A 16,514-nucleotide genomic window follows, 5' to 3' on the forward strand; every position below is an offset into this window, starting at 1 on the left:
CATTGTCCTTCCTCATGCGCGTGCAGGTCCCGGACCAGCCTGGGGCCCTGGGTCTGCTGGCCTCCGCGCTGGGACGTGCCGACGTCGACATCCTCTCGGTGGACGTGGTGGAGCGCGACGCCAGCTACGCCGTGGACGACCTGGTGGTGGAGATTCCCCGCGGGTCCTTCCCCGACGGCCTCATCACCGCCGCCGAGGGCATCGAGGGCGTGCAGGTCATCTCGGTGCGACCGTTCGTGGGGGTGCTGGACACCCACCGCGAGCTCGAGCTGATCGACGTGGTGGCCGGCACCATCGGCGACCGCCTGCAGACGTTGGTGGACGGGCTGCCCCGGGTGCTCAGCGTGGGCTGGGCGATGATCGTGGGCATGGGCAAGGACGGCCCCTACCGGGTGGTGGGCTCCCCCGCCGCGCCGGAGTCCCACTCCGCGGCCGCGCCCTGGCTGCCGCTGCGGGCGCCGGCCGCCCTGGACGAGAACGCCGACTGGGTGCCGGAGAGCTGGCGGCAGGTGAACACCACCGTCGCCGCGGCACCCCTGGGCGAGGAGAACCGCGCGGTGCTCATCGGCCGGCCCGGTGGCCCGGAGTTCCGCCCGTCCGAGGTGGCGCGGCTGGGTCACATGGCGGGCATCGTCGCCACCGTGCTGGGCTAGTCGGCAGGCTTGTCCCCGGCGGGCGCCTCCCCAGCGGGCGCCTCTCCAGCCGGCACCGCGAGCTTGGTGGCCTCCTCGGGCCCCTGCTCCAGCAGCACCTCGAAGCCGGCCTCGTCCAGCACCGGCACGCCGAGGGTGACGGCCTTGTCGTACTTGGACCCGGGAGCGTCCCCGACCACCACGAAGGCGGTCTTCTTGGACACGCTGCCCGCGGCCTTGCCGCCGCGCTCCAGGATGGCCTCCCTGGCCTCGTCCCGGGACAGCCGGGCGAGCGACCCGGTGACCACGATGGACAGTCCCTCCAGGAACCGCGGCACGCCGGCGTCGCGCTCGTCCACCGTGCGCACCCCGGCCTCGCGCCACTTGCGCACCACCTCGCGGTGCCAGTCCACCTCGAACCAGCGGACCACGGCCGCGGCGATGGTGGGGCCCACGCCCTCCACCGCGGCGAGCTCGGCCTCGCTGGCCTGCTCGATGCGCTCGAGGCTGGCGAACTCCCCGGCGAGCGCCCGAGCCGCGGTGGGCCCCACGTGGCGGATGGACAGTCCCACCAGGACGCGCCACAGCGGACGGTCCTTGGCGGCGTCCAGGTTGTCCAGCAGCCGGCGGCCGTTGGCCGACAGGTTCCCCGCCTTGGTGCGGAACAGCTCGGTGCGCAGCAGGTCGTCCTCGGTGAGGGTGAACACGTCGCCCTCGTCCTGGATGACCCCGGCACGGAGCAGCTCGGTGGCCGCCTCGTAGCCCAGCACCTCGATGTCGAAGGCGCCGCGGCCGGCCACGTGGAACACCCGCTCCCGCAGCTGGGCGGGGCACGAGCGCGCGTTGGGGCAGCGCAGGTCGGCGTCGCCCTCCTTGGCCGGGGCAAGCTCGGTGCCACACTCCGGGCAGTGGGTGGGCATGACGAAGGGACGCTCGTTGCCGGTGCGCACGTCCACCACCGGACCGAGCACCTCGGGGATGACGTCGCCGGCCTTGCGGATGGTGACGGTGTCGCCGATGAGCACGCCCTTGCGCACCACCTCGCTGGCGTTGTGCAGGGTGGCCAGCGCCACCGTGGACCCGGCCACCAGCACCGGCTCCATGAACGCGAACGGGGTGACCCGACCGGTGCGGCCCACGTTCACCCGGATGTCCACCAGCTTGGTGGTCGCCTCCTCGGGCGGGTACTTGTAGGCGATGGCCCAGCGGGGGGCGCGCGAGGTGGCACCCAGGCGCCGCTGCAGCGCCACGTCGTCCACCTTGACCACCAGACCGTCGATCTCGTGCTCCACGTCGTGGCGGTGCTCGCCCCAGTAGGCGACCCGGGCTGCGGCCTCGTCGATGCCGTGCACCCGCACGGTGTGCGCGGACACCGGCAGGCCCCAGGCGGCCAGCGCCTCGTAGGCCTGTGACAGCGCCACCGGCTCGAAGCCCACCCGCCGACCCAGGCCGTGGCAGATCATCCCGAGCCGTCGCCGCGCGGTGACCGCGGGGTTCTTCTGCCGCAACGATCCCGCCGCGGAGTTGCGGGGGTTGGCGAAGGGCGCCTTGCCCTCGGCCACCAGCGACGCGTTGAGCGCCTCGAAGTCGCTGAGCCGGAAGAACACCTCGCCGCGCACCTCCAGCAGCTCCGGCACCGGGAACTCCGCGGTCGGCGTGAGGACCTCGGGGATGTCGTCGATGGTGCGCGCGTTGAGGGTGACGTCCTCGCCGGTGCGGCCGTCGCCGCGGGTGGCTCCGCGCACCAGCTTGCCGTTCTCGTAGACCAGGTTCAGCGCGACCCCGTCGATCTTGAGCTCGCAGACGTAGTCCACCTCCTGCCCCACGTCGGCCACCACCCGGTCGGCCCAGGCGTGCAGCTCCTCGGAGTCGAAGGCGTTGTCCAGGCTGAGCATCCGCTCCAGGTGGTCCACGGCACTGAACTCGGTGGCGAAGCCGCCGCCCACCAGCTGGGTGGGCGAGTCGGGCGTGCGCAGCTCGGGGTGGGCCTCCTCGAGGGCCACCAGCTCGGTGAAGAGCACGTCGAACTCACCGTCAGTGATGACCGGCGCGTCCCGCACGTAGTACCGGAACTGGTGCCCGCGCACCTCCTCGGCGAGCGCGGTCCAGCGCTCGCGCGCCTGGGGGTCGCCGGAGGTCTCTGGCAGCTCGCTCGTCACTCCCAAAGATTAGCCAGTGACCCTGACAGTCCCGGCCCCCGACCGGGCCTCGCTCACATGCCCCAGGACTCCGGTGGGTCGGTGAAGGCGCGGCCCAGCTCCACGCACTGGGCCAGCAGCCGCCGGGCGTCCGCGGGCGTGCTGCCGGCCAGGCCGCAGCCGGGGGTCACCAGCACCTCGGTGGACAGCACCGACCGGGGAAAGCCGAGGCGGTCCATCAGCCGCAGGGCCGGCTCGGCCAGCTGGTGCAGCGTGGTGGCCGACGCCCCGCCGGAGGCCGGCACGGACACCGGCACGGGCACCACCCCCAGCACCAGCATCGCCCCGTCCTCCAGGGTCTCGCCGATCTCGTCCAGGTCGGTGACTCCCACCAGTCCCAGGTCCACCCCCACGGCGGTGGCCCCGGCCCGGCGGATCAGGGTGAGCGGGACGGCGGCGGCGCAGCAGTGCACCATGGTCCGGCCCGGCGCCTGCTCCAGCACGGTGCGCAGCCCGGCCTCCACCTCCGGTGCGGGCACCGCCGGGATGGTGGTCAGCCCCGAGACGGTGGGCAGGGCGCCCGCCAGCACCCCGGGCAGGCCGGGCTCGTCCACCTGCAGCACCACCGGGATGCCGGTGCGTCGCTGCACCTCGGCCACGTGCTGGGCGACCCCCTCGGCCAGCGACGCGGTGACCTCGGCGACGGCGCCACGGTCGGTGAGCAGGCGGTGGCCGCTGCGCAGCTCTACCTGGGCCGCCATCGTCCAGGGACCCGCCACCTGCACCTTCAGCGCCGGCGGCGTGGCGCCGGCGCGCTCCAGCGCCTCCTCCAGGACGTCCAGGTCGCGGCGGAGCAGGTCGACGGCACGGCGGTGGTCGCGGCCGGGACGGGAGGCCACTCGGTATCCGGAGGGGGCGACCTCCACGGCCAGGTCGACCAGCAGGGCGGCGGTGCGCCCCACCATGTCCGCCCCGACGCCTCGGGCAGGCAGCTCCACCAGGTGCGGGAGCGCGGCCAGCTCACCGAGCACGATGCGCGCGGCCTCGTCGGCGTCGGCACCGGGCCAGGAGCCCACGCCGGTGGCTGTCCCGCCCGGCAGACCGCGGAGGAAGGGCTTCGCTGCGTCGGTCACCAGCACTGTCTACCAGTCGCGCGGGCCCGTGGGGGCCGACGGTGCGGCGTGGTCGACCGGGTGGCGCGAGCCGCTGATGGTGGCGCTGCCCAGGACGACGTCACCGTCGGGGTCGGGCCGGTAGAAGACCGCGGCCTGACCAGCGGCAACCCCGCGCAGCGGCTGGTGCAGGGTGACCTCCACCCCCTCGGCGGTGACCGTGACGGTGGCCGGGGCCAGGCCCCCGTGCGCCCGCACCTGCACCACGCACTCCAGCGGGCTGTCCGGGGCGTGCCCGTGGGTCCACACGGGGCGGGCCCCACGGAGGTGGTGCACGTCCAGGTGCGCCGCGGAGCCCACGGTCACGGTGCCCGCCTCGGCGTCGATGGCGGTGACGTAGCGGGGGCGCCCGTCCGGGGCGGGAGCGTCCAGGCCCAGGCCCTTGCGCTGGCCGATGGTGAACCCGTGCACGCCCTCGTGCGACCCGAGCACGCTGCCGGAGTCGGCGTCCACCACCGCACCCGGACGCACCCCGATCCGGGTGCCGAGGAAGGCGCGGGTGTCCCCCGAGGGGATGAAGCAGATGTCGTGGCTGTCCGGCTTCTCCGCCACGGCCAGCCCGCGCCGGGCAGCCTCGGCGCGGATCTCCGGCTTGGGGGTGTCCCCCACCGGGAACACCGCGCGGCCCAGCTGGTCGGCGGTGAGCACCGCCAGCACGTAGGACTGGTCCTTGTCGGCGTCCACGGCCCGGCGCAGCACGCCGTCGGACAGCCGCGCGTAGTGCCCGGTGGCCACGGCGTCGAAGCCCAGGGCCACGGCCCGCTCGGCCAGGGCGGAGAACTTGATCTTCTCGTTGCATCGCAGGCAGGGGTTGGGCGTCTCCCCCGCCGCGTAGGCGGCCACGAAGTCGTCCACCACGTCCTCGGCGAACTGGGCGGCGAAGTCCCACACGTAGAACGGGATGCCCAGCACGTCGGCGGCGCGGCGGGCGTCGCCGGCGTCCTCCTTGGAGCAGCAGCCCCGCGATCCGGTGCGCAGCGTGCCCGGCGAGGCCGACAGGGCCAGGTGCACGCCCACCACGTCGTGGCCCGCCGCCACCATGCGGGCAGCGGCGACCGCGGAGTCCACGCCGCCGCTCATCGCGGCCAGCACCCGCATCAGCCCCGCACCGCCGTCCGGGCCGCCCCCGCGCTGGTCAGCCCCGCCATCCGGGCCCGCTCCACCACCGGGACGATGGCGTCCAGGAAGGTGTGCACGTCCGCCTCGGTGGAGGTGTGCCCCAGCGACAGCCGCAGCGAGCTGCGCGCGGCGTGCGGGTCCACCCCCATGGCGATGAGCACGTGGCTGGGTTGCGCCACCCCGGAGGTGCAGGCCGAGCCGGTGGAGCACTCGATGCCGCGGGCGTCGAGCAGCATCAGCAGGGAGTCGCCCGCACAGCCGGGGAAGGTCAGGTGGGCGTTGCCGGGCAGCCTGCCCTGCGGGGACGGGTCTCCGTTGAGCACCGCGTCGTCCACCACGTCGAGCACGCCGCGCACCAGCTGGTCGCGCAGCGTGGCCATCCGCGCGGCCCGCTCGGGCAGGGTGCGGGTGGCGACCTCGGCGGCGGTGGCCAGACCGAGCACGCCGACCACGTCCGGGCTGCCCGAGCGCACGTCGCGCTCGTGGCCGCCACCGTGCAGCAGGGGCACGCAGCCCACGTCGCGGCCGAGCAGCAGCGCCCCGGTCCCGAAGGGTCCGCCGAGCTTGTGGCCGGTGATGGTGAGCGCGTCGGCGCCGCTGGCGCGGAAGTCCACCGGCAGCTGGCCGACCGCCTGCACGGCGTCGGTGTGCAGCGGCACCCCGTGGGCGTGCGCGATCTCGGCCAGGGCTGCGACGTCGGTGATGGTGCCGACCTCGTTGTTCGCCCACATCACGCTGACCAGGGCGGTGTCGTCGGCGTGCGCGGCCAGCGCGGCCCGCAGCGTCTCCGGCTGCACCCGCCCGTGCGCGTCCACCGGCAACCAGGTGAGCACCGCGCCCTCGTGCTCCACCAGCCACTGGGCGGCGTCGATCACCGCGTGGTGCTCGGCTGCCCCCACCAGCAGGCGGCGCCGCCGCGGGTCGGCGGCGGTGCGCGACCAGTAGATCCCCTTGATCGCCAGGTTGTCGCTCTCGGTACCGCCGCCGGTGAAGATCACCTCGGTGGGCCGGGCGCCCAGCACCTGGGCCAGCAGCTCGCGAGACTCCTCCACGCGGCGGCGAGCGGCACGGCCGGAGCCGTGCAGGGACGCGGCGTTGCCCGCGGTGCCCATCGCCTCGGTCACCACGGCCACCGCCTCCGGAAGCATGGGAGTGGTGGCGGCGTGGTCCAGGTAGACGGTTGCCGAGGCTGGGGTGCTAGTCATGACCGGACCAGGGTACGCGGCTGAGAACGCCACGAAGCCCCCACCCGCAGCGCGGACAGGGGCCTCGTGGGCATGGTGCTGACCGGGTCAGCCCTTGCGGTTGTTCACCTCGTCGGTGAGCTGCGGCGCGACCTTGAACAGGTCGCCCACGACGCCGAAGTCAGCGATCTCGAAGATCGGCGCCTCCTCGTCCTTGTTCACCGCGACGATGGTCTTCGACGTCTGCATCCCGGCCCGGTGCTGGATGGCACCGGAGATGCCCAGGGCCAGGTAGAGCTGCGGGGAGACCGTCTTGCCGGTCTGGCCCACCTGGAACTGGCCCGGGTAGTAGCCGGAGTCCACCGCGGCGCGCGAGGCGCCGACAGCAGCCTTGAGGGAGTCGGCCAGCGCCTCCACCACGGTGAAGTTGTCCGCACTGCCCACGCCACGTCCACCGGAGACCACGACGCTGGCCTCGGTGAGCTCGGGACGGTCGCCACTGACGACCGGCTCGCGGCTGGTGATCTTGGTGGCCGTCGCGGCGTCGGGAGCCGGCACCTCGACGGTCTCCTGCGTGCCGGCACCGGCCTGCGGCGCGGCGTCGATGGCGCCGGGCCGGACGGTGATGACCGGCACGCTGGTGTTGGCCTTGGCCGTCACCGTGAACGCGCCACCGAAGATGGAGTGCTTGACGGAGCCGTCAGCGTCCACCGCGACGACGTCGGTGAGCAGGCCGGAGTCCAGGCGCAGGGCCAGCCGACCGGCGACCTCCTTGCCGATGACGCTCGCGGCGGCCACGACGGCGGCCGGGCTGGTCTGCTCGACGAGCTTGGCCAGCACGTCCACCTGGGGGGTGACCAGGTAGCCGTCGACGTCGTCGGACTCGCCGACGTAGATCTTCTCCGCACCGGCCGCGGCCAGCGCGTCCGCCATGCCTGCCGCGGTGCCGGCGGCGCCGAGCACCACCGCCGAGGGCTCACCCAGCGCGCGCGCCGCGGTGATGAGCTCGGATGAAACCTTCTTCAACTCGCCGTCAGCGTGCTCGACGAGTACCAGGACCTCTGCCATTTTCTGGTTCTCCTACCTTCTCGTCCGGTTGGTCTCGAGCACGCCGTCAGATGATCTTCTGCGCCACGAGGTACTGCGCGATCTTGCTGCCGCCGTCGCCCTCGTCGGAGACGCGCTCGCCACCGCCACGGGGCGGCTTGGGCACCGACTCGGAGACCGAGCTCATCGCGTTGGCCAGGCCGACCTCGCTGGGGTCGATGCCGGCGTCGGCCAGCGTCAGCGTGGTGACCGGCTTCTTCTTGGCGGCCATGATCCCCTTGAAGGAGGGGTAGCGCGGCTCGTTGATCTTCTCGGTCACGCTGACCACGGCGGGCAGCGAGGCCTCGAGCTGGAAGACACCCTCGTCGGTCTCCCGCTCGGCGGTGATGGTGCCGCCGTTGATGGCCAGCTTGCGCACCTGGGTGAGCTGGGGGCGGCCGAGGAGCTCGGCCAGCATCGCCGGGAGGGCGCCGGAGCGACCGTCGGTCGACTCGTTGCCCGCGATGACCAGGTCAACCTCGCCCAGCGTGCCGATGACCTTGGCCAGCGCCTTGGCGGTCTGGATGGCGCAGGAGCCGTGCAGCGCCTCGTCGGAGAGGTGCACCGCCTTGTCGGCGCCCATGGACAGCGCCTTGCGGATGGCGTCGGTCGCGCGGTCGGGACCCATGGTCACCACGGTGACCTCGCCCTCGCCGGCCTCCTTGAGCAGCAGTGCCTCCTCGACAGCGCGCTCGTTGATCTCGTCGAGCACCGCGTCGGCCGAAGCACGGTCGAGGGTGAAGTCACTCTCGGACAGCTTGCGGTCCGACCACGTGTCGGGAACCTGCTTGATCAGCACAACGATGTTCATGGGTCTTCTTCGACCTCCTGCGAGTGGTGGTGATCCTGACCTTCGGTAGAGCAGGATGGCACGGCGTAGCTCTGCCCATATGTTACTGGCGGGTAATAACTGTGCAACTCAATGCTAAGCGATCCCCGCCACACTCCCGCGTGCCGGACCGCCGCTGCGGCACAGGTACTACTCTGCGCCGGTGACCGACTCCGCTCCCGCCACCCAGGACAGCGTGGACCAGAACGGTGCTGGCCAGGGCCCCGTCCCGGCTGTCGTCGAGGCTCTGCCCATCACCGGTGAGCGCACCGTCCCCGGCATCGCCGAGGAGAACTACTGGTTCCGCCGCCACGAGGTGGCCTACCTCGACCTGGCCCGGCACTGCGCCGGCCGCACCGTGCTGGAGGCCGGCTGCGGGGAGGGCTACGGCGCCGACCTGTTGTCCCGCAGCGCTGCCCGCGTGGTGGCGCTGGACTACGACGCGCACACCGCCGCCCACGTCGGCCGGCGCTACCCCGGCCTGGACGTGCTGCGCGGCAACCTGGCGGCGCTGCCGCTGCGCACCGCGTCGGTGGAGGTGGTGGTGAACCTGCAGGTCATCGAGCACCTGTGGGACCAGGCGGAGTTCCTGCGCGAGTGCGCCCGGGTGCTGGCCCCCGGTGGCGTGCTGCTCATCAGCACCCCCAACCGCATCACCTTCTCCCCCGGCCGGGACACCCCGCTGAACCCCTTCCACACCCGCGAGCTCAACGCCGACGAGCTGGCCGAGCTGCTGGTCGAGGCCGGCTTCACCGTGCAGTCCATGCGTGGGCTGCACCACGGCCCGCGGCTGCGGGCACTGGACGCCGCCCACGGCGGGTCCTTCATCGACGCCCAGCTGGACCGCTCGCTGGCCGGCGAGGCCTGGCCGGAGCAGCTGGTGGCCGACGTCGCCTCCATCAGCACCGACGACTTCGAGATCGTGGAGCCCGACGTGGACGCGAGCCTGGACCTGGTCGCGGTCGCGGTCCGCCGGTGAGCACCGAGCCCGTCGGCACCTTCTGCCTGGTGCTGCACTCCCACCTGCCGTGGCTGGCCCACCACGGCCGCTGGCCGGTGGGCGAGGAGTGGCTCTACCAGTCCTGGGCCGGCTCGTACCAGCCGCTGTTCGCCATGCTGCGCCGCCTCGCCGACGAGGGCCGCACCCGCCAGCTCACCCTGGGCGTCACCCCGGTGCTGGCCGCGCAGCTCGACGACGCGCACAGCCTGCGCGGCATGCACGACTGGCTGGGCGACTGGCAGCTGCGAGCGCACTCCGCGGCCGGGCGCCGGGGCGAGGACGCGCTGCAGCGCCTGGCCACCCACGAGCACCGCGCCGCCGAGGCCGCGCTGGGTGACTTCGAGACGCACTGGCGCCACGGCGGCTCCCCGCAGGTGCGCTCGGTGGTGGACTCCGGCGTGGTGGAGCTGCTCGGCGGGCCGCTGACCCACCCCTTCCAGCCGCTGATGGACCCCCGGCTGCGTGACTTCGCGCTGCGCTCGGGCCTGGCCGACGCCACCGCCCGCACCGGGCGCACCCCGGCCGGCATCTGGGCCCCGGAGTGCGCCTACGCCCCCGGCATGGAGACCGGCTACGCCGCCGCCGGTGTGCGCCACTTCCTGGTGGACGGACCCGCCCTGCACGGCGCGACCAGCACCGCCCGGACCGTGGGCGACAGCGACGTGGTCTGCTTCGGCCGCGACCTCGAGGTCAGCTACAAGGTGTGGTCGCCGCGCTCGGGCTACCCCGGCCACGCCGCCTACCGCGACTTCCACACCTACGACCACCCCAGCGGGCTCAAGCCGGCCCGGGTCACCGGGCGTGGCGTCGCCCCGGAGGCCAAGGCGCCCTACGACCCCGCCCGGGCCGCGGCGGCGGTGCAGCAGCACGCCGCGGAGTTCGTGGAGGTGGTGCGCTCCCGGCTCGCCTCGCTGGCCGAGCGCGACGGACGCCCTGGCCTGGTTGTGGCCGCCTACGACACCGAGCTCTTCGGGCACTGGTGGCACGAGGGGCCCGCCTGGGTGGAAGCCGTGCTGCGGCTGCTGCCCGAGGCCGGCGTCCGGGTGACCACCCTGGAGGGTGCGGTGGAGGCCGGGTGCGTGGGCGCACCGGTGGACCTGCCCGCGTCGTCGTGGGGCTCGGGCAAGGACTGGCGGGTGTGGGCCAGCGACGAGGTCAGCGACTTCGTCCGGCTCAACGCCGACGTCACCCGCACCGCACTGTCCACCGTGGACGACCTGGTCAAGGAGCAGGGCCGCAACCCGGTCGCCGACCAGATCCTCCGGGAGGCGCTGCTGGCGCTGTCCAGCGACTGGGCCTTCATGGTCACCAAGGACTCCGCCCCCGACTACGCCCGCACCCGAGCCCAGACCCACGCCCACGCGGTGCACGAGATCGCCGGTGCGGTACGCGCGGGAGGTCCTGCGCTGGCGCTGGCCGAGCAGTGGCGCCGTGCCGACGGACCCTTCGCCGCGCTGGACGCCCGCCGGCTCGTCACCCCCGGGAGCACGGCCTCGGCATGAGGATCCTCCTGGTGTCCTGGGAGTACCCGCCGGTGGTGGTGGGTGGTCTCGGCCGGCACGTGCACTCCCTCGCCTGCCACCTCGCCGCGGCCGGGCACGACGTGGTGGTGCTGGCCCGACGGCCCACCGGCACCGACGCCGGCACCCACCCGACCACGGACGCGGTGGTGGAGGGGGTGCGCGTCGTCGCGGTGGCCGAGGACCCGCTGGACCTGGTGTTCACCGAGGACCTGATGGCGTGGACGCTGGGGCTCAACCACGCCCTGGTGCGCGCCGGGCTGGCCCTGCAGCGCTCCGGCTGGCAGCCCGAGGTGGTGCACGGCCACGACTGGCTGGTCGCGCACGCCGCGGTGGCCCTGGCTGAGCACCTGCAGGTGCCGCTGGTGGCCACCCTGCACGCCACCGAGGCCGGCCGGCACAGCGGCTGGCTGCCTGACCGGATGAACCGCCAGGTGCACTCCGCGGAGTGGTGGCTGGCCAACAGCGCCGACTCGCTCGTCACCTGCTCGACCGCCATGCGGGCCGAGGTCACCGAGCTGTTCCGCCCCGAGGCGCCGGTGACGGTGCTGCACAACGGCATCGACCTGGACCACTGGCCGAGCCCGCCCCAGGTCGCCCGGACCGGACCGCCGCAGCTGCTGTTCCTGGGCCGCCTGGAGTGGGAGAAGGGCGTGCAGGACGCCATCGCCGCACTGGCCCGCGTGCGGCGCACGCACCCCGGCACCCGGCTGGTGGTGGCCGGCGAGGGCTCGCAGCTGGAGTGGCTGCGCGCGGAGGCCCGCCGGCACCGGGTGCTGCGCGCGGTGACCTTCGCCGGGCACCTGAGCACGACGCAGCTGCTGCAGCGGCTGGCGCGGGCGGACGCGGTGGTGCTGCCCAGCCGCTACGAGCCGTTCGGCATCGTGGCGCTGGAGGCGGCCGCCGCCGGGGCGCCCCTGGTGGCCTCCTCGGCCGGCGGGCTGGGCGAGGCGGTGCAGCACGGCGTGACCGGGCTGTCGTTCACACCGGGTGACGTGGCCGGGCTGACCACCGCGGTGCGCTCCGTGCTGGACGACCCCGGCGCGGCGCGGGAGCGCGCCCAGCGGGCCCGCGCGCGCCTGGACACCGACTTCTGCTGGACCAGCATCGCCGCGGCCACCGTGGACGTCTACCGCGCGGCCCACCGACGCCCACGGACACCGCTGGCCCGCCCGGTGATCCCGCCGAACCCGCTGCCCGGCCGCTGACGCCGGCTACAGGGTGCTGCCGCGGTCCTTGCTGCGCGGCACCAGCGCGGGGCTGAGGGTGCCGCGACGCTGGGCCAGGGCCGTGACGAACTCGCGCACCACGTCGTCGGCGGCGTGCTGCGGGGTCCACCCCAGCTCAGTGCGGGCGCGGGTGGTGTCCATGATGGGCGCACCGGCCGCGAGGTTCACCCAGCCGGGCTCCACCGGCTGCAGCCGCGTCTGCCAGCTGAGCTTGCCGGCCGCCCGGGCGGCGCCGATCGGCAGGGGCGGACCCACGCCGCCGAAGGCCGCGGCCCAGGTGCTGCGGTCCAGCGCGGGCTCGGCGGCCAGGTTGAACGCGCCCTCGGCCCGCTGGTGCAGCATGCGCACCAGGGCGTCGGCGACGTCATCGGCGTGCACGAACTGCAGGTTCACCCCGGGCGGGAACGGCACCAGGCGCAGCAGCGCCGGGCGCAGCAGCCGGGTGGGCACCAGCGGACCCATGAAGTAGCGGGCGATCTCCGAGGCAGCGTCAGGCTGCAGGATCAGCCCGGGTCGCACCCGGGTGACCGTCGTCCCTGGCGCGTCGAGCTCGTCGAGCATCGCCTCGGTGGCGGCCTTGTCCACGCTGTAGGAGGAGGTGGGCACACCGGTGTGCGGCCAGCTCTCGGTGACCACCTGGCCCTGCTCGGCCGGGGCGTAGACCCCGATGGAGGACTGGTGGACCAGGTGCGGCACGCCCTGGGCGACCGCGGCGTCGATCACCCGGCGGGTGCCGCCCTGGTTGGTGCGGTGCAGCAGCGGCTGGTTGTAGGACGGCTGGATCAGCCAGGCCAGGTGCACCACCGCGTCCGCGCCGGCGAAGGCCCGCTCCAGCACCTCCCCGGAGAACGGGTACGACAGGTCCGTGCCCACCCACTCCACGCCACGGTAGGGGTCCACGTCCGGTGGTGGGCGGCGGCAGATGCCCACCACCTCGTGCTCGGCCGAGTCAGCTGACAGCGCCCGCAGGAGGGCGGTGCCCACGTTGCCCGACGCTCCGGTGACCACTACCCGCATGGCAGGAGCATCCGCATGTTGTTCATCAGCCGAGTCGACCACACCGCACCCCCTGCCGCACGGCGAGCGCGGCACACCGAGCCCGTGGCTCAGCCGCCGAGGCCGAGCGCCTTCTTGCGCTCGATGTCGGCCAGCGCGGCCTCCAGCTGGGCCCGCTCCGCGGCGGTGGCCTCCCAGTCGTCGTAGCGGTTGCGCACCACCCGCGCCGGGGCACCCACCGCGATGCTGCCGTCGGGCACGTCGCCCTTGACCACCGCGTGGGCGCCGAGGACGCAGCCGCGGCCCACCCGCGTGCCGCGCAGCACGGTCACCTTGGTGGCGATCCAGCAGTCGGGTCCGATCCGGACCGGAGTCTTGACGATCCCCTGGTCCTTGATCGGCGTGTTGACGTCGGCGTAGATGTGGTCGAAGTCGCAGATGTAGACCCAGTCGGCCACCAGGGTGGAGGCACCGATCTCGATGTCCAGGTAGGTGTTGACCACGTTGTTGGCCCCGAAGACGGCCTTGTCGCCGATGCGCAGCGACCCCTCGTGGCAGCGGATGGCGTTGCCGTCACCGATGTGGACCCAGCGGCCGATCTCCATGCGAGCCAGACCGGGAGTGGCGTGCAGCTCCACGTTGCGGCCGAGGAACACCATTCCCCGGAGCACCACGTGCGGGTTGGCCATCTTGAAGCGCAGCAGCCGCCAGTAGCGCACCAGGTACCAGGACGTGTAGGCCTTGTTGCGCAGCACCCACCGCAGCGAGGCGAGAGTGAGGAAGCGGGCCTGCTCGGACTCGCCGCTGCCGCGACCGGCCCGCCAGCGGGCACGCAGCGGCGCACCCCACATGCTCGTCATGGGCAGCGAGCCTACTGGCGGGGCCGACCATCTCGGCACTGCCCCACCGGGCAGGTCAGGCGCCGCGCGGGGGGCAGCGCTGCGCCCAGAGCCTGCTCAGGTGCTCGGCCACGTCCTCGCCCAGCTGCTCGTGCGGGACACCCTGGATGGCACCCTCGAGGGCCACCAGGGCGTAGGTGCAGTCGATCAGGCCCTCGGCCTCCAGCCGGGCACAGACCTCGACCGCACCGGCCTCGCGCAGCGACTCCAGGTCGGGCACCCCCACCCAGCGCAGGTCGTTGGCCAGGGCGGGACTGATGTTCTCGGCCTCCTCCAGCGGGGTGCCGGAACCGGTGCGGCGCGGGTCGCGCAAAACCTTGCCGATCATGCCGTGCTCCCCCTTGCTGAGCGGGTGAAGGCAGTGCGAGTGGTGCAGCAGGTACTGCGTCCACTCTCGCCCGAGCTGTGCTGCGAAGTGGACCAATGCGTCGTCCCGGCCCATTTAACACGGTTCGGCGGGGCGCCGAAATGGGAAAGATCACCCCGCTGACCACTTCCCTCGGCTCAGCTGGTGCGGTGCGCGGTGCAGACGTAGGCCCGGTGCGCGTCGCCGATGCGGGCCAGCACCACGCTCAGCGCGGGCCCGCCCGAGCGTCCCGCGAGCTTGAGCCGCGGGCGGAGCACGGCGGGATCGACGTCGAGGCCGCGCACCAGGATCTCCACCGAGGACGCACCGCGGCGCCGCAGCGCCTGGCGCAGCGCCTTCTCCGAGTAGGCCAGCTCCTCCAGCACCCGGAACGCGCGCACCCCGGGGGGCGGGAGGTCGCCGGTGAGGTAGGCGATGTGCGGGTCCAGCTGGCCCAGGCCGTGTCGGGCGCCGTAGTGGCGCACCAGCCCGGCCCGGACGACCGCACCGTCGGGCTCGACGATCCACTCGCCCACCGGGCGCACGTCGGTGTCGTCCGGCTCGGCGTCAGTGATCGTCCACGCGGCGTCGCGGCTGCTGAGCACGGTGGCCCTGCGGTGCACGGGGCCCTGGTGGCCGGGGCTGCTCAGGCCGGCTGAGTACAGGCAGGCCTCGCGCACGCCGCCGTCCAGGGAGACCAGCTCCACCTCGCCCGCCCAGTCCAGCAGGTCCACGTCCAGCCCGGGTGCGCACTTCACCGCCAGGTCGCGGCCACGGTAGACCTCCAGCAGCACCGGCAGCGGCGGCTGCAGCGCCGCGGGGTCGTGCCGGCGGCCCCGGGTGTCCCGACGCCCCGGGTCGGCGAGCACCACGGTGTCCCGGCTGACCGGGGCCAGCGCGTCGGCGCGGGCCAGCGCCACCCCGGCGACGTTGTGCGCCGCCATCGCCAGCCGAACGGGGTCCAGGTCGGAGCCGAGCACCCGGCCGGCCACGCCGGTCAGCTCGGCCAGCTCGGCACCCACCGAGCAGGTGACGTCGTGCACGTCCCGGCCGGCCAGGCGCTGGGCGCGGTGCCGCGCCACCAGGGTGGGGGTGGCCTGCTGCAGCGCGTCGTCGGTGAACAGCCAGTCCTGCGCCTCGGTCAGCTTCGCCACCGCCCGGCGGCGCAGCAGCAGCGTCTCCAGCACTGCCGGAGCGTGGTCGCCGGCCACCGCGCGCACCGCGGCCACGTCGGCCAGCCGGGACGCGGTGGTCAGCGGCAGGTCCGCACACCGGGCCAGGACGTCCGAGCCCTCCGCGGACCGCAGGAAGCGGACGTCGGAGAGGTCGAACGCGTAGCCCACTAGTGGCTGTCGGCAGCGGCCGGCTTCACGCCGGTGACCATCGCGTTGTAGAAGAACTGGCGAGGCACCACCCGGTTGAGCACCTTCTCGTCCAGCGCCGCCATCCGCTGCCAGCTCTTGAACGCGAAGAAGTTCCACCGCACGCCCAGCTTGCCGGCGGGCACCGCGGCCTCGAGGGTGCGCATCGGCCAGCCCAGCAGCGCAGCGGCGAGCTCCTCGGTCTCCACGTGCACGTCCACGGCACCGGCGCGCAGCGCCATCCGCTCCAGCTCGCTGGGGTCGAAGGTGTGCAGGTCCACCACGGCCTCCAGCGCCGCCGCGCGGGAGGACTCGTCCAGCTCGCCCTGCGGCTTGCGCCAGGACGTCAGCCCCGGCAGCTTGGTCACTCGGGTTGCGGTCTCCCAGGTGAGCCGACCCAGCAGCCGCGCGTAGCGGTTGCCGATGGTGGTGGGCTCCCCGGCGAACACCAGCCGTCCGCCGGGCTTGAGCACCCGCAGGCACTCCCGCAGCGACTGCTCCACGTCCGGGATGTGGTGCAGCACCGCGTGCCCGACGACGAGGTCGAAGGTGTTGTCCTCGTACGGGATCGTCTCGGCGTCGGCGACCCGGCCGTCGACGTCCAGGCCCAGGTGCTCGGCGTTGCGCAGCGCCACCTTGACCATGCCCGGGGACAGGTCGGTGACCGAGCCCTTCGTGGCCAGCCCGGTCATCATCAGGTTGAGCAGGAAGAAGCCGGTGCCGCTGCCCAGCTCCAGCGCCCGCTCGTAGGGCACCTCGCGAGCGGCGACGTCCTTGGTGACCACCGCGTCGAAGCGGCCCCGCGCGTAGTCGTTGCAGCGCTGGTCGTAGGAGATCGACCACTTCTCGTCGTAGGTGCCTGCCTCCCAGTCGTGGTACAGGACCTGGGCGAGCTTGGTGTCGGAGTAGGCAGCCTGCACCTGCTCGGCGGTGGCGTGCGGGTTGGGCGCCGGGTCGACGTTGTCGCGGGTGCTCGCAGTCATGCGGGACACCCTAAGTGGTC

At 73.6% G+C, this 16,514-nt stretch carries 15 protein-coding genes; 4 read left to right on the forward strand and 11 right to left on the reverse strand.

The features are described from left to right. The first annotated feature begins 2 nt into the window (after nt 1–2). On the forward strand, nt 3–653 hold the full coding sequence (locus tag AC3YO9_RS12940) for an ACT domain-containing protein (RefSeq protein WP_127782659.1): 651 nt from the start codon (nt 3–5) through the stop codon (nt 651–653). On the opposite strand, the gene ligA is transcribed toward AC3YO9_RS12940, so the two are convergent. The 6 genes from ligA to AC3YO9_RS12970 all read right to left on the reverse strand — a co-directional run bounded on the left by ligA (nt 650) and on the right by AC3YO9_RS12970 (nt 8,142). Then, entirely contained in the window at nt 650–2,791 is a 2,142-nt protein-coding gene (ligA, locus tag AC3YO9_RS12945; RefSeq protein WP_489983409.1) for an NAD-dependent DNA ligase LigA, read from the reverse strand. The two genes, AC3YO9_RS12940 and ligA, sit on opposite strands and share 4 nt — an antisense overlap. Nucleotides 2,792–2,844: 53 nt before the next feature. Beyond that, nucleotides 2,845–3,903: a methionine synthase gene (locus AC3YO9_RS12950; protein ID WP_127782657.1), complete on the reverse strand. Its 1,059-nt coding sequence runs from the start codon at nt 3,901–3,903 to the stop codon at nt 2,845–2,847. A gap of 9 nt (nt 3,904–3,912) precedes the next feature. Further along, the gene (gene mnmA, locus AC3YO9_RS12955) at nt 3,913–5,040 is read right to left on the reverse strand and encodes a tRNA 2-thiouridine(34) synthase MnmA (RefSeq protein WP_489983410.1); all 1,128 of its coding nucleotides are present in this window, start codon (nt 5,038–5,040) and stop codon (nt 3,913–3,915) included. Further along, a complete protein-coding gene (locus AC3YO9_RS12960; RefSeq protein WP_489983411.1) occupies nt 5,040–6,266 on the reverse strand; it encodes a cysteine desulfurase family protein in 1,227 nt (408 codons plus the stop codon). The genes mnmA and AC3YO9_RS12960 overlap by 1 nt, the downstream gene beginning before the upstream one ends. Before the next feature lie 87 nt (nt 6,267–6,353). Beyond that, on the reverse strand, nt 6,354–7,313 hold the full coding sequence (locus tag AC3YO9_RS12965) for an electron transfer flavoprotein subunit alpha/FixB family protein (RefSeq protein WP_489983412.1): 960 nt from the start codon (nt 7,311–7,313) through the stop codon (nt 6,354–6,356). 46 nt (nt 7,314–7,359) lie between these two features. Further along, entirely contained in the window at nt 7,360–8,142 is a 783-nt protein-coding gene (locus AC3YO9_RS12970; RefSeq protein WP_127782653.1) for an electron transfer flavoprotein subunit beta/FixA family protein, read from the reverse strand. A 214-nt stretch (nt 8,143–8,356) separates the two neighbouring features. Here AC3YO9_RS12970 and AC3YO9_RS12975 point away from each other — a divergent pair, with 214 nt between their 5' ends. From AC3YO9_RS12975 to AC3YO9_RS12985, 3 genes are read left to right on the forward strand one after another with little or no spacing between them, the layout of a single operon-like run. Continuing rightward, the gene (locus tag AC3YO9_RS12975) at nt 8,357–9,139 is read left to right on the forward strand and encodes a class I SAM-dependent methyltransferase (protein WP_489983489.1); all 783 of its coding nucleotides are present in this window, start codon (nt 8,357–8,359) and stop codon (nt 9,137–9,139) included. Next, entirely contained in the window at nt 9,136–10,662 is a 1,527-nt protein-coding gene (locus tag AC3YO9_RS12980; RefSeq protein ID WP_489983413.1) for a 1,4-alpha-glucan branching protein domain-containing protein, read from the forward strand. Before AC3YO9_RS12975 ends, AC3YO9_RS12980 begins: the two co-directional genes overlap by 4 nt. Further along, nucleotides 10,659–11,888 carry a glycosyltransferase family 4 protein gene (locus AC3YO9_RS12985; protein WP_489983414.1) on the forward strand — a complete coding sequence of 410 codons (1,230 nt, stop codon included), beginning with the start codon at nt 10,659–10,661 and terminating at the stop codon, nt 11,886–11,888. Before AC3YO9_RS12980 ends, AC3YO9_RS12985 begins: the two co-directional genes overlap by 4 nt. 6 nt (nt 11,889–11,894) lie before the next feature. Here AC3YO9_RS12985 and AC3YO9_RS12990 read toward each other — a convergent pair whose 3' ends face one another. The 5 genes from AC3YO9_RS12990 to AC3YO9_RS13010 form a co-directional block, all read right to left on the reverse strand. After that, the gene (locus tag AC3YO9_RS12990; protein ID WP_489983415.1) at nt 11,895–12,926 is read right to left on the reverse strand and encodes an NAD-dependent epimerase/dehydratase family protein; all 1,032 of its coding nucleotides are present in this window, start codon (nt 12,924–12,926) and stop codon (nt 11,895–11,897) included. Nucleotides 12,927–13,015: 89 nt separating this feature from the next. Further along, nucleotides 13,016–13,765 carry an acyltransferase gene (locus AC3YO9_RS12995; RefSeq protein ID WP_127782649.1) on the reverse strand — a complete coding sequence of 250 codons (750 nt, stop codon included), beginning with the start codon at nt 13,763–13,765 and terminating at the stop codon, nt 13,016–13,018. A 55-nt stretch (nt 13,766–13,820) separates the two neighbouring features. Next, nucleotides 13,821–14,132: a TfoX/Sxy family DNA transformation protein gene (locus tag AC3YO9_RS13000; RefSeq protein ID WP_489983416.1), complete on the reverse strand. Its 312-nt coding sequence runs from the start codon at nt 14,130–14,132 to the stop codon at nt 13,821–13,823. 176 nt (nt 14,133–14,308) lie between these two features. Next, complete coding sequence (locus AC3YO9_RS13005) at nt 14,309–15,493, reverse strand: THUMP-like domain-containing protein (RefSeq protein ID WP_489983417.1); 1,185 nt, start codon at nt 15,491–15,493, stop codon at nt 14,309–14,311. Then, on the reverse strand, nt 15,493–16,494 hold the full coding sequence (locus AC3YO9_RS13010) for a class I SAM-dependent methyltransferase (RefSeq protein ID WP_127782646.1): 1,002 nt from the start codon (nt 16,492–16,494) through the stop codon (nt 15,493–15,495). Before AC3YO9_RS13010 ends, AC3YO9_RS13005 begins: the two co-directional genes overlap by 1 nt. Nucleotides 16,495–16,514 lie beyond the last annotated feature (20 nt).

It is taken from the genome of Rhodococcus sp. Z6_132, from assembly GCF_058133635.1.